Genomic DNA, 26,297 nt, shown 5'->3' on the forward strand with positions numbered 1-26,297 from the left:
ACTCAGCCTGACGAATTCCCTGACGGGATTTACCCAAGCGGTCCAGGCAGGGCGCAAGCTTGGCGCGGCTTCTCAATCAGCCGGCAGAACAACCAGGCTGCAAACTCAATCGTTTTGCGGGCGCAGGCCGAAGGTTGCGGGCTTGAGACCGTAGCGCATGTCGAAGTCGTCGTCTGATGGCGCGCGCGCGGCGGGGGGCTTGCGATAGTCGGGATCGCCCGCCTGGCGGCCTGAATCGACGACTTCCGCGAAGGCCATCGCCTGCTGCGTTGGTTTCGGCACGTTGCGCAATCGTTCCACGATCGCCACCAGATCGACATCGTCACCGGCTTTCGAAGAGGCGGCCTCTTCGCGCTTGGCCGCGCCGGGAAGCAGGTGGCTCGGCAGTTTCTCGAACTTCAGCCGCATGGTCGTCGCCACGCCTTCGCCGAAGGCGATGGCTTCGCGCTGGCCCATGGAGGACAGGAAGGCAAGCGACGAGGCGGAGGAGTCGGCAATCGCAGATCGGATGATCGCCTGGTCCTGCTCATTGGCGAGCCGCATGGCGAAGAAGGTCGAGCATTGCGACAGAATGGTCGGGTCGAGTTCTCCAGGGCGCTGAGTGACGACGCCGAGATAGCAGCCATATTTGCGGCCTTCCTTGGCGATGCGCGACAGCGCATGCCTGGTCGGCGCGAAGCCGAGACGCGGGTCGGCCGGCATATAGCGGTGCGCTTCTTCGCACAAAAACAGCAGCTGCAGCTTGCCTTCGCTCCACAGAGCGAGGTCGAAGGCCAGGCGCGCCAGCACTGAGCAGACGGAATTGACCACTTCGGACGGCATGCCGGCCATCTCGAAGCAGGTTACCGGACGGCCATGATGCGGCACGCGGAAGATGTTGCCGATCGTCTCGTGAATGGTGTCCTCGATCAGGCGCGAGTTGAACATGAAGCGGTAGCGTGGGTCGGCGGCCGCCGATTCGATGCGCGTCTTCAGCGATCTGAGCGTCGGGCGATCGGTTTTGCTCTCGAGCATGCCCATGCGCTCGTCGATCTGCTTGAGGAGGTCGGCGATGCGGTAAGGCACCGGCGTATCGGCGGTCAGCGCATCGCTGCCGCGCCGCAGATAGGCGCCGGAATTCGGATTGCGGTAAAGGTTCTTGGCGGCTGGAATCAGGTCGCGCAAGGCATCGATTTCTTCGGGCTCGGTCTCGCGGCCCCGGAACAGCACCTCGGCGAATTCCTCCAGCGTGAACATCCAGAACGGAAGATCCAAGGTTTTGGAATCAACCCTGACGCAGTATTCGGGCAGCGACGCCGCGAACTCGTTGTGCGGGTCGAGGATCAGGATGCGCAGGTCGGGCCGCGCCGCGATCGATTTGCGCAAGAGCAGCGAGACGGCGGTGGATTTGCCGACGCCGGTGGTGCCGACAATGGCGAAGTGACGCGCCAGCGTATCGTCGATGGCGATGTTTGCGGCGATCGTCTCGTCCTGCGCGAGTGTGCCGATGGTGATCGAATGACGTCCGGCGAGATCGTAGACCGCCTGCAGGTCGCGGGTGCGGATGCGGTGCGCAACGGCGCCGATATGCGGATAGGTTGTGATGCCGCGATCGAAGACCGGTCTGGCGCCGGGCTCTGTACCGTCACGCACTTCACCGACCAGTTCGATGCTGACCTCGATCGCGTTCTGGCCCTCATTACTCCAGGCGCGATCCGACTTGCCGATCTCGTAGACCAGGCCGACGGTTCGCGTGGATCCAAGATTGATGGAAATCATCTTACCGACCGTCCACAGGCCGGTCACCGCGCCGTCGACATCATCCGCATAGGCGCTGATGGTAGCGCGCGCACCATCGCATTGCACGACATTGCCCAGAATGCGCCTGTCGTTCTGCTCGGCGTTGCGGCGTTCCTGCGATGTCGGTTCTCCAACGGAGGCTTCGCGTTCGACATACATGGACAGGCCAATCCCCATTTCCCCTGGAGTATCGACCCTACAGGAATGGGGTTAAGGCTGCATGAGGCCGTGTGGTGTAGAGAGGATTAAGGAGCCCGAGAAAATTGTCGCGAGACGGCTCTTTTCCCACGTCGATGTTTCGCTATAATGGACGTATGGATGATATAATGAACGACATTTCCTCGATCATCGGCCGAAGGATACACGCCGAAAGGATTATGCGGGACTGGTCTCTGGCCGAACTGGCGGAGCGTTCCGGGGTCTCGAAGGCGATGCTCAGCGCGACCGAGCGCGGCAAGACCAGCCCGACGGCGGCTCTGCTGGTGCGCATCGCATCGGCCTTCGGCATGACCCTGTCAACCTTGATAGCGCGCGCGGAGTTGCAGGGTGGCGGGCTGCTGCGCGAGGCCGACCAGCCGGTGTGGCGCGATCCCGATACCGGCTATGTCAGACGGCACCTTTCGCCTGCTTCCGACATGCCGCTCGAGTTGATCAGGGTGCAACTGCCGACGGGCGCCAAGGTCAGCTTCCCGGCGACCACCTACGCCTTCATCAAGCAGCAGATATGGCTGATTTCCGGGCGGCTCGAATTCACCGAGGGCGATGTGGTGCACGGGCTCGAACCAGGGGATTGCCTGGCGCTAGGGGCGCCGTCGGACTGCACCTTCCATGCCCTGGAGCCCGGCGCCGACTATCTCGTCGCGCTGGTCAGGGGCTGACATCATGGCGAGAAGACCAAAGCGCTCCCACAATGGGGGGCCGCCTCTCGATGAGTACAAGGGGCCGCCCTGGGGCAAGGGCGATCCCTACATCTTCCTTGCCTGGCAGGCCGCCCATGCCAAGGCGTGGAAGGCGCCGAGCCGCGAGGTCATGCTGCTGCGCATGGACAGAGCCGAGCGGCTTGGCCTGACCTATGAGGAGTACACGCTCGAGATTCTGGAGCGCGGGCGGCATCTCAGGGAAGAAGACACCGAACGCATCAGCGCCATCAAGGCGGCGCGAAAGCGACGCCGCGTGCGCCATCTGGACTGATGGAATGCGCCTGCATCTATCGCAAATCACAGGATATCATGCGCATGAACTCGATCGAGATCGAAACACTGACCCCGGCTGCCGGGACGCAGGACATGCTGGCCGAATTGCTGGTCGCAACGGTGGCGGCCGGCGGATCGGTGAGCTTCATGCATCCGTTGGCGCCGCAGGCAGCAAAGGCATTCTGGGAGAAATCGCTGGCCGCAGCGGAAAGAGGGGAGAGGACGGTGCTTGGCGCCTGGGACGGCGAGGTCCTGGTCGGCACCGTGACCTTGCTGCTCGACTCCCCGCCCAACCAGCCGCACCGGGCCGAAATCGCCAAGCTGATGACATCAGTCGATTATCGGGGCAGGGGCGTGGGAACGCGCTTGATGCGAGCCGCCGAAAGCCTTGCGGTGGAGAAGGGCCGCACGCTGCTGGTTCTGGACACGGCGACCGAGGAGGGCGCTTCCGGCCTCTATGAGAGGTTGGGCTTCAAGCTGGCCGGCGAGATACCGGACTATGCCCTGAAGCCGCATGGCGGGCTGACCGGTACGCTGATCTACTGGAAGCGGATCGGGCCAATCTCGTAACCGGTCATGCCGGCGCGGAGAGGCGCGACAACAGCCACTGGCGGAAATCCTGCTCGGCGCCAGTCAGGCGCGCGGTCGACGCCTTGGTCAGAAAATGCCCCGATGTGCTGGAGAGTTCGAAATCGGAAAGCCTGACCAGCGTCTTGCTGTCGAGCGCCGCATCGACCAGCGGCCGTGAGCCCAAAAGCACGCCGGCGCCGGCCTTGGCCGCTTCCATGGCGGCAACGAAACTGTCGAAGCGATGCGATCGCCTGGGGTGGCCAGCCAGCCCGGCGGCGGCGAACCATTCCGCCCACATCTCGCGTGCACCGGCGACCAGAAGCAGCGGCAGGGAGGTCCAGTCCGCGTCGCCGGCGAGCGCCGGCGCCGCCACCGGCACGAGCCGCTCGGCGGTCAGCCTGTCGGCTTCGCGTCCGGGGAAGGATCCGTTGCCAAAACGGATGTCGAGCACGGAGCCCGGCAAGTCGTAGTCGGTCGGGCGATGGATCGTCACCAGATCAAGCTGGATGCGCGGCAGTGCCTTTGCCAGATCGGGCAGCGCCGGAACCAGCATCAGCAAGGCAAAGGAGATCGGTGCGCGGATCGAGACGGTCTGCACCGCGCGCGGCTCGAACAATTCCGCGGTGCTGCTGCCGATGGTGGCGAAGGCCGACTGGATGTGGGGCAGGTAGGCCGCACCCTCCGGTGACAGCGCGACGCCGCGCGCCAGCCGCGAAAACAAACGTGTCCTCAGCCGCTCCTCGAGAAACCGGATGTGCTGGCTGACGGCTGCCTGGGTGAGGCCAAGCTCGGCTGCCGCCGCGGTGAAATTCGACAGCCGCGCCGCGGCCTCGAAACTGCGCAGCCAGTCCAGAGGCGGCAAGGGTCGGGTTGTTTGAGACATTAGTGCATTATGGTCATTGGCCGAAAAATGATAATTTGAGTTATGCCTGTCGCGCGATCAACATGCAATCGGAACCCTGCGGATCGGGCCGCGGGGATGCAATGGACAGGAACGGATCTCCATGCTCACCCACGCGCTGATCGGCGACGAAGGCAGAACAGTCGAACTTGGCTGGAAGGACGGGACGCGCACCCGCTTCCACGCGATGTGGCTGCGCGACAATGCGCTGGACGACAAGACGCGCAGCGCCGGCAACGGCCAACGGCTCATCACCATCCTCGACATTCCCGCCGAGACCAGGATCGGCGCCGCGTCGATCAAGGGCGATGCCCTGGAAGTCAGCTTCGTGCCCGAGCAAAAAACGGTGAGTTTCCCGGCGGCATGGCTGAGCGCCAACACCTATGATCGCGGCGAGGCGCGCCGGCCCGGTTGGACAGGCGAGGACACCGTGCGATGGACCAAGGCCACCATGCAGAATTCGGTGCCGCGCGCCGGTTATTCTGCTGCCAGCGGCAACCAAGCCGTGTTGCGGCAATGGCTGTCGGCGGTGAAAGCCTATGGCTTCGCGGTGATGGACGATCTGCCGGCCGAATCCGGGGCGCTTTGCAAGGTGTCCGATCTGTTCGGCTACATTAGGGAGACCAATTACGGGCGCTGGTTCGAAGTGCGCGCGGAGGTCAATCCCAACAATCTCGCCTACACGAATCTCGGCCTCCAGGCGCACACCGACAATCCCTATCGCGACCCTGTGCCGACGTTGCAGATCCTGTCCTGCATCGAGAATACGGTTGAGGGTGGCGAGTCCAGTGTCGTCGACGGGTTTGCCGTCGCGGCCGCGTTGCAGGCTGAGAACCCCGAAGGCTTCCGGCTGTTGAGTTCATGCCCGGCGCGCTTCGAATATGCAGGCTCGTCGGGTGTACGGCTGCAGGCGAAGCGGCCCATGATTGAGCTCGGACCCGATGGCGAGCTGATCTGCATCCGCTTCAATAACCGCTCACTGGCGCCGACGGTCGATGTGCCGTTCGCCGACATGGAGGCTTACTACGCCGCCTATCGCCGGTTCGCCGAGCTGATCGAGGATCCGTCCTTCGAAGTGACGTTCAAGCTCGAAGCGGGGCAGGCTTTCATCGTCGACAACACACGCGTCATGCATGCGCGCAAGGCGTTTTCCGGCACCGGCAAACGCTGGTTGCAAGGTTGCTACGCCGACAAGGACGGACTGCTGTCGACGCTCGCGGCGATCGAGCACGGGTTCAAGGAGGCGGCGGAATGAGCGGCCAGGACCTGAACGCGGACACCATCGTCGAGTTCATCGCCGACATCTTTGAGCGCCGGGGCGCGGAATCCTATCTCGGCGAACCCGTCACCATGTCGGAGCACATGCTGCAGGGCGCCTGGTTCGCCGAAAAGGACGGCGCGCCCGACGAGCTGGTCGCGGCAGCGCTGCTGCACGACATTGGCCACTATACCAGCGAGTTCGGCACCTATTCGCCCGAGGATGTCGAGGACAAGCATCATGACGAGGCCGGCGGCGAGGTGCTGGCGCCGTTCTTTCCACCGGTCATCGTCGAATGCGTCAGGCTGCATGTCGCGGCCAAGCGCTATCTCTGCGCCACCGACCCGACCTATTTCGGCAGGCTCTCGCAGGCGTCGGTCCACACGTTGTCGCTGCAAGGCGGGCCGATGAGCGCCGAGGAGGTAGCCGAGTTCCGCAAGAACCCCTTCCATGAGGAAGCGGTCCGAGTCCGCATCTGGGATGAGAGCGGCAAGATCGCCAACATGAAGACGCGAACGTTTCGCGATTACGTGCCGCTGCTGCAGCGCGTTGTCAGCGACTTTCGCGATCGCGCCTGACGGCGGGCATGAGCCCGACACCTATTCATATGCATGCTGGAGGCGCGGCATTCGCCGCACCTCCCTTGGTGCTTTGTCCGGCTATCCCTTGTGGTGGACCTGCTGCAGCCCGTAGACCGGCGTCGCGATGCCTTCGTGCCGCGCCTTCAATTGCAGCGACAGGAATTGCGAATAGTGGCGCGACTGGTGCAAATTGCCACCATGGAACCACAGCGCTTCCTGTTGCGTCGGCTTCCACATGTTGCGCAACTCGCCTTCCCAGGGGCCTGGATCCTTGGTGGTGTCCGAGCCGAGGCCCCAGCATTTGCCAACCTTGTCGGCGGTTTCGCGGGATATCAGATCGGCGGCCCAGCCGTTCATCGAGCCGTAGCCGGTGGCGTAGACGATGAGGTCCGCAGGCAGTTCCGACCCGTCGCTGAGCAGGACCGAATGCTCCTTGATCTCCTTCACGTCCACGCCGCTCTTCAACTTGATCGAACCATCGATGACCAATTGCGAGGCGCCAACGTCGATATAATAGCCAGAGCCGCGCCTGAGGTACTTCATGAACAGGCCGGACTCGTCGTCGCCCCAGTCGAGCATGAAACCGGCCTTTTCCAGTCCCTTGTAGAATGCCGCGTCGCGTTTCTTCATCTCGGCATAGGCCGGGATCTGGAATTCGTGCAGGATCTTGTAGGGCAGCGAAGCAAAGATCAGGTCGGCCTTGGCCGTGGTGATGCCATTCTGCAGCGCCTGCTCCGAATAGAGCGAACCCAGTCCGATTTCCATTAACGTGTCGGATCTGGAGATGTGGGTGCTCGAGCGCTGCACCATGGTGACGTCTGCGCCGGCTTCCCAAAGTGCCGCGGCGATGTCATGGGCGGAGTTGTTGGATCCGATGACAACGGCCTTTTTGCCTGCATAGGCGTCGGGACCCGGATGCTTCGAGGAGTGGTGCTGGTCGCCCTTGAAGTTCTCCATGCCCTTGAATTTCGGCAGATTGGCCTTGCCGGACTGTCCGGTCGCCAGCACCAGCTGCTTGGGCCTCAGCGTGATGTCCTTGCCGTCGCGGTGGACGACGACGGTCCATTCCTTCTTCTCGTCGTCATAGGAAGCGCTTTTGGCCTCGGTCGAGGACCAGTAATTCAGCTCCATCACCTTGGTGTACATTTCCAGCCAGTCGCCGATCTTGTCCTTGGGCGAGAAGACCGGCCAGTTCTTCGGGAAGTCGATATAGGGCAGATGGTCGTACCAGACAGGGTCATGCAGGCAGAGCGATTTGTAGCGCTTACGCCAGCTGTCGCCGGCCCGCTCGTTCCTCTCGATGATGATGGTCGGCACACCGAGTTGCCGCAGCCGCGCCCCAAGCGCGATGCCGCCCTGGCCGCCGCCGATGATGACCGTATAGGGCTGCGTCTTGAAGCCGAGCTCGGCGGCTTCCTTCTCGCGTTCTTCCTTCCATGTCAGGCGGTTCTTGCCTGAGCCATGTTTGGCGCCCATCGGCCGCGCGAAGCCCGCCGGCTCTTCATGGCCTTTCAGTTCGACCATGGTGGTCAGCAGCGTCCAGATCTTGCCGTCCTTGAGCCTGATATGACCGAAGCCGCGTGCCACCTCCGTCTCGAAGCTGATCCAGCCCTCGATCAACCCGCCGCTCTCGGTCGCGTCCTCGCCCTTGGCGATGGCAAAATGGGATGGCCTGGTCTTCGACAACTGGCTTTTCAGCATGTCGCGGACCTGGTCGCGGCCTTCCATGGTCTTGATGTTCCAGGTGAAGGTGACGAGGTCGCGCCAGTAGCAATCCTCCTGAAAGCAATCGACCGCTTTCTCGATGTCATTGGCGGCCAGGGCGGCGCCGAATTGGTCGAGCAGGTCGGACAGTTTCTTGTTAGGGGCCTTGTCGAGCATCAGGTTTCCTCCCGTCAAATCCAGATCGTCATGGTGGGCTCTGCCGGACGTGCCGGCTGGACGATCAAGTATCGGCAAAGATGGCGGCCCTCGTCACGCCCCACCATAGTTTCCAGCGGTTTCAACGACTTATCTTAAGAGCACGCTTCCGGACCCGGTTTGGGGGCGCACTTGTGGTGACGATGAAGTGATGCTCCGGCGCCGTGATGTCGGGAAGGATGCGGCGTCCGTCGCGCGATCGTGATGGCCATTTACCGTGCCATGAAGTGTCTTCATCGCCGGCGCGATTTTTCCCGTTGACAGGCTGCCTTTCCCGCCCTTAGTGTCCGCCACCATGAAAACGGCACTCATTCTCGTAGGAAAGCGCGTGGGCAAGGCGGTGTAACCGCCGGGCGAAACCCCCCCCATGCGCAAAACACAGGCTCCCTCGGGGGCCTTTTTTATTGCCTGAAACACGACTAAACGACCAGCAACGCCCAAATGGCGACAGTACGGGACCAGACCGATGAGCAACGGACAGAACGAGCGGCGCGAAATGACGGGCGCCGAAATGGTGGTGCAGGCGCTGAAGGACAATGGCGTCAAGCATGTCTTCGGCTATCCGGGCGGCGCTGTCCTTCCGATCTATGACGAGATCTTCCAGCAGGACGAGGTCGAGCACATCCTGGTGCGTCACGAGCAGGGCGCCGGCCATGCGGCGGAAGGCTATGCGCGCTCGACCGGCAAGGCCGGCGTCATGCTGGTGACCTCCGGCCCCGGCGCCACCAACGCGGTGACGCCGCTGCAGGACGCGCTGATGGATTCGATCCCGTTGGTCTGCCTGACCGGGCAGGTGCCGACCTCGCTGATCGGCTCGGACGCGTTTCAGGAATGCGATACAGTCGGCATCACGCGCCCCTGCACCAAACACAATTGGCTGGTGAAGGACGTCAACGAGCTCGCCGCGACCATCCACGAGGCTTTCCATGTGGCGACCACCGGCCGCCCCGGTCCAGTCGTGGTCGACATCCCTAAGGACGTGCAGTTCGCCAAGGGATTCTACGTCCCGCCGCAAATCGCGCCGCGCACCAGCTACCAGCCCAAGGTCCAGGGCGACCTGGAGAAGATCAAGGCGGCGGTCGGACTGATGGCGGCTGCCCGGAAGCCGATCATCTATAGCGGCGGCGGCGTCATCAATTCCGGCCCGGAAGCAAGCCATCTGCTGCGCGAGCTGGTCGATCTCACCGGTTTCCCGATCACCTCGACGCTGATGGGCCTCGGTGCCTATCCGGCATCGGGCAAGAACTGGATGGGCATGCTCGGTATGCACGGCACCTATGAAGCCAACATGGCCATGCATGATTGCGACGTGATGATCTGCATCGGCGCGCGTTTCGACGACCGCATCACCGGGCGGCTGACCGCGTTCTCGCCGAATTCGAAGAAGATCCACATCGACATCGATCCGTCGTCGATCAATAAGAACGTCCACACCGAAGTGCCGATCATCGGCGATGTCGGCCGGGTGCTGGAGGATATGGTGCGGCTGTGGCGGGCGAGCGCCAAGGCCGACAAGAAGGCGCTCTACCCCTGGTGGGAGCAGATCGCCAAATGGCGCGCGCGCGACTCGCTCGCCTACAAGATGAACAACGACGTGATCATGCCGCAATACGCCATCGAGCGGCTCTACGCGCTGACCAAGGACATGGACACCTACATCACCACCGAGGTCGGCCAGCACCAGATGTGGGCGGCGCAGCACTATCATTTCGAGAAGCCGAACCGCTGGATGACGTCAGGCGGGCTGGGCACGATGGGCTATGGCCTGCCGGCGGCGCTCGGCGTGCAGATCGCGCATCCCGACGCGCTGGTCATCGACATTGCCGGCGACGCTTCGGTGCAGATGACGATGCAGGAGATGAGCGCTGCCGTGCAGCACGACGCGCCGATCAAGATCTTCATCCTCAACAACCAGTATATGGGCATGGTGCGGCAGTGGCAGCAACTGCTGCACGGCAACCGGCTGTCGCATTCCTACACCGAAGCGATGCCGGACTTCGTCAAGCTGGCCGAGGCCTATGGCGGCCACGGCATTCGCTGCGAAAAGCCGGACGAACTGGACGACGCGATCAAGGAGATGATCTCTGTCAGGAAGCCGGTGCTGTTCGATTGCCGCGTGGCGACCCTCGCCAACTGCTTCCCGATGATCCCGTCGGGCAAGGCGCACAACGAGATGCTGTTGCCCGACGAGGCGACCGACGAGGCGGTGGCCAACGCCATCGACGCCAAGGGCAGGGAACTGGTGTAGCCAGCAGATACGAGGCAGGGCTGTCGCGAGAAGCCGTGCGCAAACAGAGAATTAGCTCAAGAGCTTGAAATCGAGATTCATGTCATGAACGCACAGCTACAGCCGACCGGTTCCGCCTATTTCATCGCCAAGGAAACGGAAAAGCCGGAAAACCACACGCTCTCCGTGCTGGTCGACAACGAGCCGGGCGTGCTTGCCCGGGTCATCGGCCTGTTTTCCGGGCGCGGCTATAACATCGAAAGCCTGACCGTCTCCGAGACCGAGCATGAGAAGCACCTGTCGCGCATCACCATCGTGACGCGCGGCACGCCGCATGTGCTGGAGCAGATCAAGCATCAGCTCGAGCGCATCGTGCCGGTGCACCGCGTCGTCGATCTGACCGTGCGTTCGCATGAATCCGGCCAGGAGCGGCCGCTGGAGCGCGAACTGGCGCTGGTCAAGGTCGCTGGCACCGGCGAGGCCCGCGTCGAGGCGCTGCGGCTGGCCGACGCGTTCCGCGCCAGCGTCATCGATGCCAACACCGAGCATTTCATCTTCGAGATCACCGGCAAGGGCTCCAAGATCGACCAGTTCATCGCCATCATGAAGCCGCTCGGCCTGGTGGAAATCTGCCGCACCGGCGTGGCGGCGTTGAACCGCGGCCCACAGGCGATGTAGGGCTTCGGAGGCAAGCGCCGAACCGGCCTGGCGCCTTCAAAAAGGGGCTTCTGGCCCCGCTGTAGGCGGTCCGTGGCCTTTGCACGGTCGCCGAGAAGAGACAATCAATAATGCTGACTTACCAGGGAGGATATCATGTCGCTTGACGCATTCCTTGCCCTGCTCGTCTACGCCCTCGTGACCTCGATCACGCCGGGGCCGAACAATCTCATGCTTCTGGCATCGGGAGTGAATTTCGGCATCGTCAGATCGGTTCCGCACATGCTTGGCATCAGCATCGGTTTCCTGGTGCTGCTGGTGGCCGTGGGGCTTGGCCTTGGTGCGGTGCTGACGGCGTTCCCGGCGCTGCACACCGGATTGAAGATCGCCGGCGGCGCCTATCTGCTCTATCTTGCCTGGAAGATCGCCATGTCGCGTTCGCTCAGCGGCAAGGGCGAGGTGAAGGCGCGGCCGATGCGCTTCATCGATGCGGCGGCGTTCCAGTAGGTCAATCCCAAGGCATGGGTGATGGCGATCACCGCCATGGCCGTCTACACCAATCCGGAGCATCCGTTCCTGTCGGTGGTGTTGATCGCCGCGGCCTTCACCGTCGTCAATTTACCGAGCGTCTCGGTGTGGGCGGGTTTCGGCACTGCGCTGCGCGGTTTCCTGTCGGACCCGGTGCGGCTGAAATGGTTCAACATCGCCATGGGCGTACTGCTGGCGGCGACGCTTTGGCCGATGCTTAAATAGGGCGTGGGGGCACCGTCTGATCGTCGCGAGACGAGATCCAGACTCTCGGCGGGCCGTTCGGATTGGGGAGTCGGGCGGCGCTGCACATCCATTGTGCAGTGCACATTAAATCTTCGTAATGCCGTGTTTTGGCCCTTTTCCGACAAAGGCGTGTCCTATCTATTCGGCGAAATCGCGGCAACCGACCGTGATTTGCGCTAGGATAGAACCATCGGACCACGACGTGTCGGGTGGAGAGGGCCTTTGACCATGCGTGGAAAAGTCGTTCTTTCTTTGCTGGCCGTCGCTTGCCTGGGCGCGGCGGCGGGGTGGCTTTATCTTTCGCCTGATGCGCTGGGCAAGGTTCAACAGCTCGTCGGAGCAAAGCAGGTGGCCGCGTCGGCGGCTGCGGGCAAGAAAGGCGCCAGCGCGGCGCGCTCGGCCTCCATCCTCTCGACAGTCGCCTCGACCGCCGATTTCCCGATCCGGCGTTACGCCATCGGCTTCGTCTCCTCTCCAGCCGTGGTCAGCATCAACGCGCGGATCTCCAGCCAGATCGTCTCGATCGACGTCAAGGACGGGCAGATGGTGAAGGTCGGCGATGTTCTGTTTTCGCTCGATGACCGCGCGTTGAAAGCGCAACTCGCCAAGGACCAGGCGACACTCGCCAAGGACCAGGCAATGCTGGCCAGCTCGCAGTCCGATCTCCAGCGCGCCAAGGATCTGGTCGCCAAGCAGGCCGGCACGCAACAGACCTACGACCAGGCCGTCGCAGCGGCGAAGGCAGCGGCGGCGACCGTCGATGCCGACAAGGCGACAATCGACGCCGACAACGTCCAGCTTGGCTTCGCCACGATCACGGCGCCGATTTCCGGCAGGCTGGGTGCGGTCAGCGTTGCCGTCGGCGACCTCGTCACCACCAGCAATGGCAACGGCAGCACGGCGACCCCGCTGGTGACCATCACTCAGATGGACCCGCTGCAGGTCAACTTCAATCTTCCCGAGAGCAACCTGGCGCTGCTGCACAAGGCGCTTGCCAATCCGCAGCCGGGCGCGGTGACACTGACCAAGGATGGTGACCCGACGCCGATCGGCAGGGGTACGCTCGATTTCGTCGACTCCAGCGTCGACACCGCGTCGGGTACGATCGCGACGCGGGCAAGTGTGCCGAACACCGATCTTTCGTTGTGGCCGGGCCAGTATGTGAATGTCGTGCTCAACGCCGGCATCATGCCGCAAATGACATCGGTTCCGACGGTCGCGGTGCAACCTAGCCAGAAGGGGCCGTTCGTCTATGTGGTCAAGCCGAACAACACCGTCGAGATGCGGCCGGTGCAGGTGGCCCTGACCGAAGGCGAGAACAGCGCCATCAGCCAGGGGCTGAAAAGCGGTGAGAAGGTTGTCACCGAAGGCCAGACAAGGCTGAAGGATGGAGCCGCGGTGCATGAAGGTAAGGCAACGGCGAGTGCTGCCGCGCCCAAGGTGGCCGAGGCGACCAACGCCGGCGAGGCAGCCCAATGATTTCCGAATTCTGCATTCGCAGGCCGGTCGCCACCCTTCTGATGTCGTTCGCCCTCGTGCTGGGCGGGCTGTTTGCCTACAAGTTCCTGCCGGTGGCCGCACTGCCCAGTGCCGAATTCCCGGTGGTCAACGTCTCGGCTTCGCTGCCCGGCGCCTCGCCGGAAACCATGGCGACATCGGTGGCGACGCCGCTGATCAAGCAGTTCGCCACCATCGCCGGCATCGATTCGATCTCGACCACGAACTCGCTTGGCCAGACATCGATCGCCATCCAGTTCGTGCTCAATCGGGACATCGACGCCGCGGCCGCGGACGTACAGGCGGCGATCGCGCGTACGCAGAAATCGCTGCCGCCCGAAATGACGTCGCCGCCGAGCTACCGCAAGGTCAATCCGGCCGATGCGCCGATCCTTTTGATGTCGCTGGTCAGCGACACGGTTCCGCTGACAGATCTCGATGCATTCGCGGAAAACGTCATCTCGCCGTCGCTGTCGACCATCGATGGGGTGGCGCAGGTCTCGATCTTCGGACAGCAGAAATACGCGGTGCGCATCCAGATCGATCCGACCGCGCTTGCGGCACGCGGCATCTCGATCGATCAGCTGCAGACGGCAATCGCGTCGGCCAACAGCAACACGCCGCTCGGCGTGCTCCAGAACGACAAGCAGCAGCTCACCATCACCGCCAACACGCAACTGACCGACGCGGCCGGCTTCTCCAACATCATCATCGCCACCAAAAACGGTCACCCGGTACGGCTGGGCGAGGTGACCCGCGTGGTCGATTCGGTCGAGACGACGACGACTGCAAGCTGGTATGACGGCACCCGCGCCATCATACTTGCCGTCCAGCGCCAGCCCGACGCCAACACCGTCGACGTCGTCGACAAGGTCAAGGCGATGTTGCCGTCCTTCCAGGACCAGATGCCCGCCGCCGCTTCGATAAAGCTGCTCAACGACCGTTCGTCCTCGATCCGCCAAGCCGTCGACGACGTGCAGTTCACACTGCTTTTGACCATCGCGCTGGTGGTGATGGTGATCTTCGTGTTCCTGCGCCGGGTGACGGCAACGATCATTCCGGCCGTGGCGGTGCCGATCTCGCTGATCGCCACGCTCGGCGCGATGTTCCTGTTCGGCTTTTCCATCGACAACATATCGCTGATGGGCCTGACGCTCGCCGTCGGCCTCGTCGTCGACGATGCCATCGTCATGCTGGAAAACATCTTCCGGCATATGGAGGAGGAGGGGCTTTCGGCCTTCGATGCGTCGCTGAAGGGCGCGCGCGAAATCGGCTTCACCATCATCTCGATCTCGATCTCGCTGGTGGCCGTGTTCATCCCGGTGCTTTTGATGGGCGGCGTCATCGGGCGCATCTTCAACGAGTTCGCGGTCGTGGTGACGGTCGCCATCCTGGCGTCGATGTTCGTGTCGCTGACATTAACGCCGATGCTGTGCTCACGGCTCCTGTCGGTGACCAAGGCCGACCGCGACGCGCATGGTCCCGGCCACAAGCAGGACCTCGTCACGCGCGGCTATGACCGGGTCTTGAGTTTCTGCCTGCGGCACACTTTCCTGGTGTTTCTCGTCTTCGTCGGCACCGCGGCAGCGTCGGTGTGGCTGATCGAGGTCTCGCCTAAAGGCTTCTTCCCGCAGGAGGATATCGGCCAGATATCGGTGACGACAATCGCACGCCAGGACATCTCGTTCGACGCCATGGTCAAACTGCAGCACCAGGTCGCCGATGTCTTCTCGCGTTCTCCTTATGTAACGCATGTCGCCTGGTCGGTGGGCGGTGGGGGAAGCGCCCTTAATCAGGGCCGGCTCTACGTGCAGTTGAAGGACAAGAGCCAGCGCCCCGACATCGAGAAGGTGCAGTCCGATCTGCGGCGGCAATTGTCCAATGTAGCCGGCATCGAAGCCTATATGCAGCCGGTGCAGAACCTCCGACTCGGGTCACGATCCTCTGCCAGCGCCTACCAACTTGTCGTGCAGGGTCTCGATACAGGCCAGACCGACATCTGGGCCCAGAAACTGAATGACGCGATGGCGGCCGACCATACGAACTTCACCGACGTCACCAGCGACCTGCAGAACAATGCACTGCAGGCGACGCTGGTGGTGGATCGCGACAAGGCCGCGCAACTCGGCATCGATACCGATACGCTGCGCTCCGCCCTCTATGGCGGGTTCGGCACCGACCAGGTTTCGACAATCTTCGGTTCGGCCGACAGTTACGAAGTCATCACCGAGCTCGATCCCAAGATCGAATGGTCGCCCGAGCGGATGCTCGCCATCCAGATGAGGACGGCGAGCGGCAGCCTGGTTCCGCTAGGTGCCTTCGCTCGGGTCGATCGCACGGCAGGCGCCCTGACCGTCAATCAGCTCGGCCAGCTTCCGGCGGTGACGATCTCCTACAACCTGCCGCAAGGTGTGGCGCTCGGCGATAGCGTGACCCGTATCGACGCGCTGAAAGAACAGATCGGCATGCCGAAGGCGATCTCGACCACCTTTGCCGGCACGGCCAAGACCTTCCAGGATTCGCTGGCCAACCAGGGTCTTCTGGTCGGCGGCGCGATCCTGACCATCTATATCGTGCTCGGCATCCTGTACGAGAGCTTCATCCACCCGCTCACAATCCTCACCGGCCTGCCGTCGGCTGTGCTCGGAGCGGTTGTTGCCTTGCGCTTTGCCGGCATGGATCTGTCGGTGATCGCGGTGATCGGCATCCTGATGCTGATCGGCATAGTCAAGAAGAACGGCATCATGATGGTCGATGTCGCGCTCGAACTGCGACGAGAAGGCATGTCGGCGACCGAGTCTATCCACAAGGCCTGCCTGATGCGTTTCAGGCCGATCATGATGACGACGCTGGCGGCACTGATGGGCACGTTCCCGATCGCGCTCGGCACCGGCGCCAGCGCCGAGCTTCGCCAGCCGCTCGGCGTTGCCGTTGTCGGCGGTCTGCTTGCCTCGCAAGCGCTGACCCTGTTCGTGACGCCGGTGATCTATGTCTACATGGAGAATTTCTCGGGCTGGCTGGTCGGGCTTTGGTCAAAGCGCAAGGGCGAACCGAGCCCGGTCGAAGATGTCGACCAGCCTTCGCTGTTCAAGGCCAGGGAAGAAGCGCTGTCCGAACCGCAGCGGGCGGCCGCCGAATAGAGACAGGGCCAGCGCCATGGTCCGCTGGCCCAAGGCGTCGTGCTTGCGGCGGCGTCAGCGGAATCGTAATTTGCGGCCATGTCACACGATCATGATCACGACAACGAACTCGATCCGTTTGCCGCCCGCGTGCGTGCGCTGGAAACCATCCTCACCCAGAAGGGGTTGATCGATCCGGCCGCGATCGACGTCATCGTCGATACCTACGAGACGAAAATCGGCCCGCGCAATGGCGCCAGGGTGGTGGCCAAGGCATGGGTCGACGCGGACTTTGCCGCATGGCTGAAGCGCGACGCGACGGCGGCGATCGAATCGCTGGGCTACACCGGTAGGCAAGGTGAGCACATGCAGGCGGTGTTCAACACCGAGGACACGCACAATCTCGTCGTCTGCACGCTGTGCTCCTGCTATCCGTGGTCGGTGCTCGGTCTGCCGCCGGTCTGGTACAAGGCGCCGCCCTATCGCTCACGCGCCGTCATCGATCCGCGCGGGGTGCTGGAAGAATTCGGGCTGACGCTGCCGGCGGACAAGAAGATCCGCGTCTGGGATTCGACCGCGGAGCTGCGCTATCTCGTCGTGCCGATGCGACCCGAGGGCACTGAGGGCTGGAGCAAGGAACAGCTGGCGGAGTTGGTGAGCCGCGACGCGATGATCGGCACCGGACTGGCCCAAAGACCTGGAATAGAGGGGCAGCCGGCATGAACGGGCCGCAGGATCTCGGCGGACAGATGGGCTTCGGCCCGGTCGCGCCCGAAAAGGACGAGCCGTATTTTCATGCCGCATGGGAAAGGCGCGCGCTCGGCGTGACGCTGACTGCCGGCGCCATGGGCGCGTGGAACATCGACGAGAGCCGGCACGCGCGGGAATCGCTGCATCCCGCCGATTATTATGCCTCCAGCTACTACGAGATCTGGATCAAGGCGCTGGAGACACTTCTCAAGCGCCATGGCTTCGTCACGGAGCGCGATCTCGAGGCGGGTCGGGCGGTCGATCCGGCAGCGACACCCAAAAGGGTGCTGAAGGCCGAAAACGTGCCGGCAGTGCTGGCCAAGGGCGGGCCTTGCGACCGGCCGGTAGCGACGGCAGCGCGGTTCAAGGCCGGCGACCCCGTGCGGACCAAGAACTTCAACCCGACCGGCCACACGCGGCTGCCACGCTACGCACGCGGCAAGTATGGCGTCGTCGAGGCCGTGCGCGATGGGTTTGTGTTCCCCGACAGCAACGCGCATGGGCACGGCGAGAACCCGCAATGGGTCTACACGGTGGTGTTCAAAGGGGCGGAAATCTGGGGCGGGGGCGCCGACCCGACGCTGAGCGTCTCGATCGATGCCTGGGAGAGCTACCTTGAGCCGGCGTGACACGGATATGGCCGATTTGCCACCGGGCGTCGATGCGCCGATGTTTGCGGAGCCATGGCAGGCGGAAGCCTTCGCCATGACGGTGGCGCTGCACGACAAGGGCCTGTTTTCGTGGAGTGAATGGGCGCAGGCGCTGTCGAGCGAGGTGAAGAAGCCCGGCGCCGCGTCTGACGGCCATGACTATTACGAACATTGGTTGGCGGCACTGGAAAGCCTGCTTGCCTCCAAAGGGCTGGCCGCCAAGTCCGATGTCGACGCAATGGCTGAGGCCTGGGAGCGCGCCGCGCACGCCACCCCGCACGGCAAGCCGATCCTGCTGGAGAATGATCCCCAGCTCGACCGCAGGTCGTAGCGGCCAGACCGAATAGGTCGCGGCAACTCAAAGCTTGGTAGTGGGTAGTGCCTCAGTTTGAAATTCGACCGGGCACGCGGTCCTTACAAAAAGCGAGCCTCCGGCTCAGTAACAGTGGGCGAGAGTTTTCCCACCTTCTCCTCGGCCAACAACTTAACAAGCAGATCGCGCTTTATGGGATCTGATTCCGTTTCTAGTTTCTTTTCGAAATTCCTGATGTTTTCGAGGTGCACGAACTCATCGTATCTGCCTGGCATCGCGCGCTCCTTTCGTGGAGGGCTTTCGGGCTAGCGAAATATTTTACGCCTTTCGTGGCAGCGGGTCCATCAAATTCAAACTGAGACACTACCTCACTTTGTTCTCTTTACGTTCCGGTTCGCCCCTGATAGCCTGACCTCTCGGTGGCGCTGAGGCGTCCCGACGTGTCGATCGTGATGGCGGCTGTCTTGTCTTTCCCTTGCGAATCCGGTCTCTCGCGCTGATGGAATTCTCTCCCCAACAGGACGAGGCGCTGCAAGCGGTAGCCCGCTGGCTCAAGACCGGCAAGCCGCAGCTGTTCCGGCTGTTCGGCTATGCCGGCACCGGCAAGACGACGCTGGCGCGCTATTTCGCCGAGCATGTCGATGGCCAGGTGCAGTTCGCGGCTTTCACCGGTAAGGCCGCACAGGTGCTGCGCTCTAAGGGCGCGGTCAATGCGCGCACCATCCATTCGCTGATCTATCGCCCGAAGGGCGAGGAATCGGTATCGGATGAGGTCACCGGCAAGACCTCGATGTCGCCGACCTTTTCGCTCAACCGGCAGAGCCCGATCTCGCGGGCCAAACTGGTCGTCATCGACGAATGTTCGATGGTCGACGAGCAGCTCGGCCGCGACCTGATGAGTTTCGGCACGCCGATTCTGGTGCTCGGCGACCCCGGCCAGTTGCCGCCGATCTCGGGTGGCGGCTTCTTCACCGACCACGAGCCGGACTTCCTGCTCACCGAAATCCATCGGCAGGCGCGCGACAACCCGATCCTGCGGCTGGCGCTCGATGTGCGCGAGGGCCGCGAGTTCATGCGTGGCGACTATGGCACGGCGCAGGTGATCGGCAAGGAAGACGTCACCCAGGAGCTGGTGCTCAGGGCGGACCAGGTGCTGGTCGGCACCAACCGCACGCGCCGCCGCTACAATCAGCGGCTGCGCGAGCTCAAAGGCTTCAATGCCGACTATCCGCAGGCCGGCGACAAGCTGGTCTGCCTGCGCAACGACCCGGCCAAGGGCCTGCTCAACGGCTCGCTGTGGAAGGTGATGACCTCGTCGCGCGAAACGGTGAAGCCCGGCATCAACCTGTTGGTGTCGCCGGAAGAGGACGATCCGGATCGCGGCGTCGCCAAGATCAAGCTGCTCAAGGCGGCCTTCGAGGATCCGGACGCCGATATCCCCTGGCAGCAGAAGAAGCGCTTCGACGATTTCGACTATGGCTACGCGCTGACCGTGCACAAGGCACAGGGCTCGCAATGGAACGAGATCGTGTTGTTCGATGAGAGCTGGGCCTTCAAGGAAACCCGCCAGCGCTGGCTCTACACCGCCATCACGCGGGCGGCCGAGCGGCTGACGATCGTCAGGTAGCTATCGCTCTTCGGTTGGCTGAGCACCAAGCCATTGCCACGCCGCGGCTTCCTCGTCCGCCTTGAAATGTCTGAATTCGATGGGCGGTGAGGATGGCAGGAAGCGCTGCGCGTCCGCTATCCAGTCCGGTTCGCCGATCGTCGCGCAACGGCCGACATGTTCCAATGCGTGGATGGCGCCCTGCTTCAGGGTCTCGTCCGCGATATGAGCCCAGTCGACGCCCTCATGCTCGACGAGGCGCACCAGCACATCGATGCGTGGGTGAAGAGCGTAGGCAGCCTCCATCAGCCCAAAAAGGTTTTCGCCATCGGCAGCAGAGACGTGCCCGACGACGTCGATGGCGAAAAGGTCGTCACGGCTGGTTTCGAGACGGCGGATCGCCGGTACGGTATCGAGAAAATTCACGGGGGGTTCCTTTCCCAGGTTCGTTCATCAGGCTTGGAACACCCGAAACCCCCTGTCTGTTCCCGCCAAAGGCATTATAGGTGGCGCGTCAAATGATTTTACGAGGCCGCCCACATGCCCGCAAAGCTCTCCGTCAATCTCAATGCCATCGCCATGCTGCGCAACCGACGCGACCTGCCGTGGCCTAGCGTCATCGGTCTCGGCCGCATTGCGCTCGCGGCCGGAGCGCATGGGCTGACGGTGCATCCGCGCCCCGACGAGCGGCACACAAGACACTCCGATCTGCCAGAGATCCGGTCGCTGATCGACGACGAGTTTCCGCGCGCGGAATTCAACATCGAGGGCTATCCGAGCGAGGATTTCCTGGGGCTTGTGGAAAAGCACCAGCCTGAACAGGTGACCCTGGTGCCGGACGATCCGGCCCAGGCGACATCGGACCATGGCTGGAACTTCGCGACCCAGGCCGCGTTCCTCACTCCGATCGTCAAGCGTCTGAAGAAGGGGGGCTTTCGCGTGTCGCTGTTTTCCGATCCGGACCCCGATTGCGTGGCGGCCGCACGCGACACCGGCGCCGACCGTATCGAGCTCTATACGGGTCCCTACGGCAGCTACTATTCCGACTCCGCCAAGGCGGCCAAGGAGCTGGAAAGACTGGGAAAAACCGCCGACGCCGCTCTTGCTGCCGGGCTTCAGGTCAATGCCGGGCACGATCTGGTGGTCAGCAACCTGCCGGCACTTGCCAAGCGCATTCCTGCATTGGCCGAAGTGTCGATCGGACATGGGTTGACAGCCGACGCGTTGGAGTATGGCATGGCCGGCACGGTGGGTCGGTTCCTCAAGGCCTGCGGCTGGTAGGGGTTGAGCTTGGCACAGCAAAGCATGGCAGCCATCGTGTGCAATTGATATCGTACCGCAGCGTGCGTAATGCACCGCACGCCTACCGGAGAGTGGTTCATGGCACTTGCCAGTAGCGATAGCGACGCCGAAGCCGTCGCATCGGGCCATCCCGAGGTCGAGCAGCATAGCACCAAGGTTCTGATGCTGGGCGCATTGGGTGTCGTGTATGGGGATATCGGCACCAGCCCGATCTACGCCTTCCGCGAGGCGCTTCATGCTTCTCCGGGCACGGATACGCGCGGTGACGTCTTGGGTGTTCTGTCGCTGATCGTCTGGGCGTTGACCATCATCGTGACCATAAAATATGTCGCCTTCGTGCTGCGCGCCGACAACAAGGGCGAGGGCGGTACACTGTCGTTGATGTCGCTCGCACGCAGCGCCTATCCAAAAGGCGCGCGACTCATTCTCGGGATCGGGCTCTGCGGCGCGGCGCTGTTTTTCGGTGACGCGATCATCACGCCGGCCATCTCCGTGCTGTCGGCGGTTGAAGGCCTGGAGGTCGTGACTCCGACATTGGATGCCTATGTTGTGCCCATCACCTTGGTTATCCTAGCCGTCCTGTTCTCGGTGCAACGGTTCGGCACCGGAAAGGTCGCAGCTGTGTTCGGTCCGGTGACTGCGTTGTGGTTCCTGGCCATCGGCGTCGCCGGTGTCTATCATCTGATGGACGACCCGTCGGTCCTGCTGGCGATCAATCCCTACTATGCGGCTGCCTATCTGGTCGGCACACCGACTGCCGCCTTCGTCACGGTTGGCGCGGTGTTCCTGGCGGTGACCGGGGCGGAGGCGCTTTATGTCGATCTCGGCCATTTCGGACGCAAGCCGATCGTGCTCGCCTGGCTGGCGATCGTGTTTCCCTGCCTGCTGCTCAACTATTTCGGGCAAGGCGCCTTTGTCCTCGCAAATGGTGGCAGGCCCACCAACCCGTTCTTCCAGATGCTGCCGGACTGGGTGCTGATGCCGATGGTCGGTCTGGCCACCGCCGCGACCGTCATCGCCAGCCAAGCGGTGATTTCTGGCGCTTTTTCGCTGACTCGCCAAGCAGTTCAACTGAATCTCCTGCCGCGCATCGAGGTGCAGCACACGTCCGAAATGCAACTCGGGCAAATCTATATGCCGCGCGTCAACCTGCTCATCGCGTTGGGGGTGATGTTGCTGGTCGTCGGTTTCGGCAGTTCGAGTTCGCTGGCCTCCGCTTATGGTATCTCGGTGACTGGTGAAATGCTGATGACGACGATCCTGCTGTTCGTGGTCATGCGCAAGTTATGGAAATGGAAGCTGGCACTGGCGCTGGCGCTGGCACTGTTGTTCGGCATTATCGATAGCGGCTTCTTCCTGGCAAATGTCGTGAAGATCTTCGAAGGCGGCTGGGTGTCGATTACCGTTGCCTGCGTCATGGGGTTAGTCATGTCGACGTGGATACGCGGCAGCCGCTATCTGTTCGACAAGACCCGCCGCAACGAGATCCCGCTCGATTTCCTCGCAGGCAATCTGTTGAAGAAAAAGCCGCAGCTTGTGTCCGGCACCGCCGTGTTNCTGTTCGACAAGACCCGCCGCAACGAGATCCCGCTCGATTTCCTCGCAGGCAATCTGTTGAAGAAAAAGCCGCAGCTTGTGTCCGGCACCGCCGTGTTCCTGACCAGCGATCCGCTCAGCGCGCCAACCGCGCTGATGCACAGCCTGAAGCACTACAAGGTGCTGCATGAGCAGAACGTCATCCTTTCGGTGGTGACGGCRCCGCAGCCGGTGGTGCCCGACAGCGAACGGGTCAAGATGGAGACGGTCAACGAGCTGTTCATGCGGGTGACGCTGACCTTCGGCTACATGGAGCAGCCCAATATCCCGCGCGCGCTGGCGATCTGCCGCAAGCAGGGCTGGAAGTTCGACATCATGACGACCTCGTTCTTCCTGTCGCGGCGTTCGCTCAAGGCCTCGCCCAATTCCGGCATGCCGGTGTGGCAGGAYCGGTTGTTCATCGGCCTGGCGCGCACGGCGGCCGACGCGACGGAGTATTTCCAGATCCCGACCGGACGCGTGGTGGAGATCGGCACGCAGGTGGCGATCTNGTTGTTCATCGGCCTGGCGCGCACGGCGGCCGACGCGACGGAGTATTTCCAGATCCCGACCGGACGCGTGGTGGAGATCGGCACGCAGGTGGCGATCTGATCGATGCGCGTGCGGACTGTCGTGGGGCGCCTCCGGTAGCGTGGATCGAACCTGCGAATGTCCAATGGTCGAAGATCCACCGACAAGCCTCGCGTGGCAGGCATGGCAGCCATTACGCAGCGGCACTTGATATTGCATCGCAGCAAGCGTAGAGCACCGCGCGCTTATCGGAGTGTCGTCCATGGCCCTTACCAATACTGGTAGTGAGGCAGAACCCGTCGAACAATCGAGCCATTCGGAAGTCGAACAGCACAGCACCAAGGTTCTGATGCTGGGCGCGCTCGGCGTCGTCTATGGGGATATCGGCACCAGCCCGATCTACGCCTTTCGCGAGGCGCTGGTGGCGTCATCGGGCGGCAATGTCGCCCAGCGCGGCGATATTCTCGGCGTTTTGTCGCTGATCATATGGTCGCTGACGATCATCGTCACCATCAAATACATCATGTTCGTGCTCCGCGCCGACAACCGCGGCGAGGGCGGCGTGCTGTCGCTGATGGCTCTGGCACGCGGTAGTTTCCCCAAGCGCTCGGCCCTGATGCTCGGCATCGGCATTGTCGGGGCATCGCTTTTCTTCGGCGACGCGGTCATCACGCCGGCGATTTCGGTGCTGTCGGCGGTCGAGGGCATGAATGTCGTCACGCCGACCTTCCAGCCCTATGTCGTGCCGCTGACGCTGGTTATCCTGGCGATCCTGTTTTCGGTGCAGCGTTTCGGCACCGGTGGCGTGGCGCTGATCTTCGGCCCGATCACGGCCGTGTGGTTCCTGGCCATCGGCCTGTCCGGTCTCAATCACATCATCGCCGACCCCGAAATCCTGTTGGCGATCAGCCCGCACTACATCGTCGCCTTCCTGATCAATTCGCCCGATGTCGCTTTCGTTACCATCGGCGCCATCTTTCTCGCCGTCACCGGGGCCGAAGCACTCTATGCCGATCTCGGCCATTTCGGCCGCAAGCCGATCGTGCTCGCGTGGCTGGCGATCGTGTTTCCCTGCCTGCTGCTCAACTATGCCGGGCAGGGCGCCTTCGTGCTGGCGAAGAATGGCGTGGTCGGTCATCCGTTCTTCGAGATGAACGAGGGTTGGACGCTGATCCCGATGGTGGTGCTGGCAACGGCCGCCACCGTCATCGCCAGCCAGGCGGTGATCTCGGGGGCCTTCTCGCTGGCCAGGCAGGCGGTACAGCTCAACATGCTGCCGCGCCTCCAGATCTCGCACACGTCGGAGAGGCAGTCCGGCCAGATCTACATGCCGCGTATCAATCTGCTGCTGGCGCTGGTGGTGATGATGCTGGTCGTCGGCTTCGGCGAGTCCAGCAAACTGGCCTCCGCCTACGGTATCTCGGTGACCGGCAACATGCTGGTGACCACGGTGCTTTTGTTTGTGGTCATGACGCGGATCTGGAAATGGCGGCTGTGGGTGGCCGTCGCGATGACGGTGCTGTTCGGTTTCATCGACGTCGGTTTCTTTGCGTCCAACATCGTCAAGGTGTTCGAGGGCGGTTGGGCCTCGCTGGCCGTGGCCTTCACCATCGTGACGGCCATGTGGACCTGGGTGCGCGGCAGCCGCTACCTGTTCGACAAGACCCGCCGCAACGAGATCCCGCTCGATTTCCTCGCAGGCAATCTGTTGAAGAAAAAGCCGCAGCTTGTGTCCGGCACCGCCGTGTTCACCGCAGCCGGTGGTGCCCGACAGCGAACGGGTCAAGATGGAGACGGTCAACGAGCTGTTCATGCGGGTGACGCTGACCTTCGGCTACATGGAGCAGCCCAACATCCCGCGCGCGCTGGCGATCTGCCGCAAGCAGGGCTGGAAGTTCGACATCATGACGACCTCGTTCTTCCTGTCGCGGCGTTCGCTCAAGGCCTCGCCCAATTCCGGCATGCCGGTGTGGCAGGACCGGTTGTTCATCGGCCTGGCGCGCACGGCGGCCGACGCGACGGAGTATTTCCAGATCCCGACCGGACGCGTGGTGGAGATCGGCACGCAGGTGGCGATCTAGGCATGTCCTGGCGGATCGGCGAATGGACTGTGCCTCACGGCACAGTCCATGTCACTCCGCTTCAACCGGCCAGGGCGGCCTTGTTCGCCTCGAGGAACTGCTTCAGCGTTTTCGACTTGCGGCCGGAAAGCGTCTCGACCGCGTCCGTCACCATGGCGATGCGGCCGGCGCGCGTGTTGGCGTCAAACGACACGATGATGCGGGCGAAGTCCTCGGGAACGCCAGCCGCCTTCACACCTTCGGTCAAAGCTTCATCCGAAACCGGCACGACGTGGAGCGGCTTGCCGGTGACCTCGCTTACCAGCGAGGCAATCTCGGCCGTGGTGTAGGCCTGCGGGCCGGTCAACGTGTAGGTCTTGCTTTCGTTTGCAACGGCAGCGAGGCCGGCGGCGATCGCTGCTGCCATGTCATCGCGAGCGCCGTGGGCGATGCGGCCGTCGCCGGCGGACGTGTACCAGAGTCCCGAAGCGATGGCCTGCGGCAGTGCCATGAACATGTTCTCCTGGTACCAGCCATTGCGGAAGATGGTGTAGGCGATGCCGCTGGCCTTGATCGCCTGCTCGGTGCCGTAGTGATCATTGGCAAACAGTACCGGCGAAACCGGTTCCGGATTCGGCATCGAGGTGTAGAGCAGGTGCGAAACGCCGGCCTTCTTCGCGGCAGCAACCGCGTTCTCATGCTGCCTCAGGCGCTTGCCGTTAGCTAGGTCGATCTCGCCGGTCGAGATGATGAGCACCTTGTCGGCGCCTTTGAATGCAGCCTCCAGTGATGCGGTGTCGTCGAAGTCGGCGGCCCTGACGGTGACGCCGCGCGCCGCCAGGTCGGCGAGGTTTTCCGGATTGCGGGTGGTGGCGATGATCCGCCGAGGCGGAACCTCGAGTGAGTCCAGCAAGTGGTTGATGACGCTGCGGCCGAGTTGGCCGGAAGCGCCGGTGACGAGAAGGGTTTCGGTCATGGAGGATCCTGACGTTGCGCCGGAAGCGCGGTTCGAGTGTCGGTCTCAAAAAGAGACC

General features: G+C 62.8%; 20 protein-coding genes and 3 pseudogenes. 18 read left to right on the plus strand and 5 right to left on the minus strand.

The annotated features are described in order from the left end of the window. Positions 1-105: 105 nt before the first annotated feature. A complete protein-coding gene (locus ASD99_RS05025; RefSeq protein WP_057142919.1) occupies positions 106-1,938 on the minus strand; it encodes an ATP-binding protein in 1,833 nt (610 codons plus the stop codon). 155 nt (positions 1,939-2,093) lie between these two features. Between ASD99_RS05025 and ASD99_RS05030 the strand changes: the two genes are divergently transcribed. From ASD99_RS05030 to ASD99_RS05040, 3 genes are read left to right on the plus strand one after another with little or no spacing between them, the layout of a single operon-like run. Continuing rightward, the gene (locus tag ASD99_RS05030) at positions 2,094-2,657 is read left to right on the plus strand and encodes an XRE family transcriptional regulator (protein ID WP_057142920.1); all 564 of its coding nucleotides are present in this window, start codon (positions 2,094-2,096) and stop codon (positions 2,655-2,657) included. A 4-nt stretch (positions 2,658-2,661) separates the two neighbouring features. Beyond that, on the plus strand, positions 2,662-2,970 hold the full coding sequence (locus tag ASD99_RS05035) for a hypothetical protein (protein ID WP_057142921.1): 309 nt from the start codon (positions 2,662-2,664) through the stop codon (positions 2,968-2,970). Positions 2,971-3,014: 44 nt separating this feature from the next. Further along, complete coding sequence (locus ASD99_RS05040; protein WP_057142989.1) at positions 3,015-3,542, plus strand: GNAT family N-acetyltransferase; 528 nt, start codon at positions 3,015-3,017, stop codon at positions 3,540-3,542. 4 nt (positions 3,543-3,546) lie between these two features. On the opposite strand, the gene ASD99_RS05045 is transcribed toward ASD99_RS05040, so the two are convergent. Further along, a complete protein-coding gene (locus tag ASD99_RS05045) occupies positions 3,547-4,425 on the minus strand; it encodes a LysR family transcriptional regulator (RefSeq protein WP_056583046.1) in 879 nt (292 codons plus the stop codon). A gap of 121 nt (positions 4,426-4,546) precedes the next feature. Between ASD99_RS05045 and ASD99_RS05050 the strand changes: the two genes are divergently transcribed. Together ASD99_RS05050 and ASD99_RS05055 are read left to right on the plus strand one after the other, a co-directional pair. Then, positions 4,547-5,698 carry a gamma-butyrobetaine dioxygenase gene (locus ASD99_RS05050; protein WP_056583048.1) on the plus strand — a complete coding sequence of 384 codons (1,152 nt, stop codon included), beginning with the start codon at positions 4,547-4,549 and terminating at the stop codon, positions 5,696-5,698. Continuing rightward, positions 5,695-6,279, plus strand: a complete 585-nt coding sequence (locus ASD99_RS05055; protein ID WP_056583050.1) for an HD domain-containing protein — start codon at positions 5,695-5,697, stop codon at positions 6,277-6,279. Before ASD99_RS05050 ends, ASD99_RS05055 begins: the two co-directional genes overlap by 4 nt. Before the next feature lie 81 nt (positions 6,280-6,360). Here ASD99_RS05055 and ASD99_RS05060 read toward each other — a convergent pair whose 3' ends face one another. Next, positions 6,361-8,163 carry an NAD(P)/FAD-dependent oxidoreductase gene (locus ASD99_RS05060; protein ID WP_057142922.1) on the minus strand — a complete coding sequence of 601 codons (1,803 nt, stop codon included), beginning with the start codon at positions 8,161-8,163 and terminating at the stop codon, positions 6,361-6,363. 505 nt (positions 8,164-8,668) lie between these two features. Here ASD99_RS05060 and ASD99_RS05065 point away from each other — a divergent pair. The 9 genes and pseudogenes from ASD99_RS05065 (at position 8,669) to ASD99_RS05105 (ending at position 19,816) form a co-directional block, all read left to right on the plus strand. Continuing rightward, a complete protein-coding gene (locus ASD99_RS05065; protein ID WP_082583154.1) occupies positions 8,669-10,450 on the plus strand; it encodes an acetolactate synthase 3 large subunit in 1,782 nt (593 codons plus the stop codon). Positions 10,451-10,534: 84 nt separating this feature from the next. Then, positions 10,535-11,107: an acetolactate synthase small subunit gene (gene ilvN, locus ASD99_RS05070; RefSeq protein WP_023757090.1), complete on the plus strand. Its 573-nt coding sequence runs from the start codon at positions 10,535-10,537 to the stop codon at positions 11,105-11,107. 135 nt (positions 11,108-11,242) lie between these two features. Next, positions 11,243-11,839 (plus strand): annotated as a pseudogene (locus tag ASD99_RS05075) (LysE family translocator). Positions 11,840-12,088: 249 nt separating this feature from the next. Continuing rightward, complete coding sequence (locus ASD99_RS05080; RefSeq protein ID WP_057142923.1) at positions 12,089-13,339, plus strand: efflux RND transporter periplasmic adaptor subunit; 1,251 nt, start codon at positions 12,089-12,091, stop codon at positions 13,337-13,339. Beyond that, positions 13,336-16,497, plus strand: coding sequence for an efflux RND transporter permease subunit (locus ASD99_RS05085; protein ID WP_057142924.1), 3,162 nt, complete (start codon positions 13,336-13,338; stop codon positions 16,495-16,497). The genes ASD99_RS05080 and ASD99_RS05085 overlap by 4 nt, the downstream gene beginning before the upstream one ends. 78 nt (positions 16,498-16,575) lie before the next feature. Beyond that, a complete protein-coding gene (nthA, locus tag ASD99_RS05090) occupies positions 16,576-17,199 on the plus strand; it encodes a nitrile hydratase subunit alpha (RefSeq protein WP_056583058.1) in 624 nt (207 codons plus the stop codon). Continuing rightward, positions 17,196-17,855, plus strand: a complete 660-nt coding sequence (gene nthB / locus ASD99_RS05095) for a nitrile hydratase subunit beta (RefSeq protein ID WP_057142925.1) — start codon at positions 17,196-17,198, stop codon at positions 17,853-17,855. The genes nthA and nthB overlap by 4 nt, the downstream gene beginning before the upstream one ends. A gap of 7 nt (positions 17,856-17,862) precedes the next feature. Then, positions 17,863-18,207, plus strand: a complete 345-nt coding sequence (locus ASD99_RS05100; RefSeq protein WP_162252215.1) for a nitrile hydratase accessory protein — start codon at positions 17,863-17,865, stop codon at positions 18,205-18,207. 481 nt (positions 18,208-18,688) lie between these two features. Continuing rightward, positions 18,689-19,816: an ATP-dependent DNA helicase gene (locus ASD99_RS05105; protein WP_056583064.1), complete on the plus strand. Its 1,128-nt coding sequence runs from the start codon at positions 18,689-18,691 to the stop codon at positions 19,814-19,816. On the opposite strand, the gene ASD99_RS05110 is transcribed toward ASD99_RS05105, so the two are convergent. Beyond that, a complete protein-coding gene (locus ASD99_RS05110; RefSeq protein ID WP_056583067.1) occupies positions 19,817-20,221 on the minus strand; it encodes an STAS/SEC14 domain-containing protein in 405 nt (134 codons plus the stop codon). It abuts the gene before it with no gap. A 114-nt stretch (positions 20,222-20,335) separates the two neighbouring features. On the opposite strand from ASD99_RS05110, the gene ASD99_RS05115 reads away from it, so the two are divergent. From ASD99_RS05115 to ASD99_RS05125, 4 genes and pseudogenes are all read left to right on the plus strand, one after another. Continuing rightward, positions 20,336-21,076 (plus strand): pyridoxine 5'-phosphate synthase, encoded by a 741-nt coding sequence (locus tag ASD99_RS05115; protein WP_056583068.1) that lies wholly within the window; start codon positions 20,336-20,338, stop codon positions 21,074-21,076. A gap of 99 nt (positions 21,077-21,175) precedes the next feature. Then, positions 21,176-22,653, plus strand: a 1,478-nt coding sequence (locus ASD99_RS05120; protein WP_056583070.1) for a potassium transporter Kup, incomplete at its 3' end; no start/stop codon positions are given. 1 nt (position 22,654) lies between these two features. After that, positions 22,655-23,183, plus strand: a pseudogene (locus ASD99_RS34560) (KUP/HAK/KT family potassium transporter); the annotation flags it as partial. A gap of 282 nt (positions 23,184-23,465) precedes the next feature. Next, positions 23,466-25,284, plus strand: a pseudogene (locus tag ASD99_RS05125) (potassium transporter Kup). Positions 25,285-25,345: 61 nt separating this feature from the next. Here the strand turns inward: ASD99_RS05125 and ASD99_RS05130 are convergent. Continuing rightward, positions 25,346-26,239, minus strand: a complete 894-nt coding sequence (locus tag ASD99_RS05130; protein ID WP_057142926.1) for an SDR family oxidoreductase — start codon at positions 26,237-26,239, stop codon at positions 25,346-25,348. Positions 26,240-26,297: the final 58 nt, after the last annotated feature.

Origin of the sequence: Mesorhizobium sp. Root695 (assembly GCF_001428185.1) — a bacterium.
Classification (GTDB): domain Bacteria; phylum Pseudomonadota; class Alphaproteobacteria; order Rhizobiales; family Rhizobiaceae; genus Mesorhizobium.